This window comes from Streptomyces sp. NPDC051172, assembly GCF_040682555.1.
Lineage (GTDB): Bacteria > Actinomycetota > Actinomycetes > Streptomycetales > Streptomycetaceae > Streptomyces.
Genome location: NZ_JBFBBE010000416.1, coordinates 1 through 1,166, shown reverse-complemented (window position 1 = coordinate 1,166; position 1,166 = coordinate 1). Strand labels below are relative to the sequence as shown.

Genomic DNA, 1,166 nt, shown 5'->3' with positions numbered 1-1,166 from the left:
CCACGGGGCCCCGCGCGTCACCGAGGCAGCAGGAACCAGCCCATGACAGCCATGCCGAGGATCCCGGCGAGCATGGCCGGCAGCAGCACCACGAACAGGTTCCGCCGCGTCACGGTCCAGCCGGTCATCTGCGGCGACTGCGCCCCCGCGGCCATGCCGTGGGCCACCTGGATGCGGGCGGGACCGGCGACGATGCCCCAGCCGGCGGCCGCGTTGTGCAGGCCGTTGGACCAGGGCGGGGGGACGCCCAGCGCGGCGCCCGTGTCCATCTGCAGGGGGCCGATCAGGGCCATGGCCCCGGTGTTCGAGGCCGTGATGCAGCCGGCGAACGCGCCGAGGAACGGCATCGCCACCAGGTAGGACTCCCCCATCCCGCTGAGCGCGCCCGCGAGCGCCTGCGAGACCCCGCCGGCGGAGAGGATGAGCCCGAACGCCACGTAGAGCGCGTTGGGGATGGCCGTGCCCACCCACAGCTTCCCGGACTCGCGGGGGACGCGGCGGCGGGCGGCGGCGTCGAGGTGGAGGAGCCACACGCCCACGCCCACCGCCACGAACGCCCACAGTGCCGGGGTCCCCACGAGGGCCGCCGTTCCCTCGAGCCCGAACGCGCCCTTCACGGTGGTGCCCAGCACAGTGCCCGCCATGAGCGTCAGGTACGGCACCACGTCCCGCCCCGGCCCGGGCAGCAGCCGGCCGCCGCGGATCACGAACAGCCAGGCCACGGTGAGCACGAACGTGGCGACGGCGCCCGCCGGCGCGGTGCCGACCACGAGGTTCGCCCCCAGGATCAGCGCCCACTGGGCGACCCCGGAGAGCACGGCGACGCCGAGCCAGGGCAGCGAGCGAGCCGGGCCGGCGTCGACTCGCATGCCGCGCGCCCCGCGCAGCAGCAGCACCGTGGCCACGCCCGCCACCAGGCAGGCCGGCAGGTTGAACACCGCGGCGGTGACCCCGATCTCCCGGAAGTCCAGGCCGAACAGGCGGGCGCCCATGAGGGTGCCCGGCGCCATGGACCCCCACGGCCCGATGGTGAGCGCGAGGACGGAGATCAGCGCGGACCGGAACGCCGTGTAGCCCAGTCCCAGCAGCAGCGGCACGCCCACGATCAGGGAGACGCCGAACCCGGTCACAGTCTCGAGGAACGGGATGACGCCGTGCACCATGAG

At 74.8% G+C, this 1,166-nt stretch carries 1 protein-coding gene; it reads right to left on the bottom strand.

Annotation, left to right across the window (positions count from 1 at the left end; all coding sequences use genetic code 11):
• Positions 1-17: 17 nt before the first annotated feature.
• A partial coding sequence (locus AB0N07_RS51585; RefSeq protein WP_365847989.1) for an L-lactate permease occupies positions 18-1,166 on the bottom strand: 1,149 nt, incomplete at its 5' end.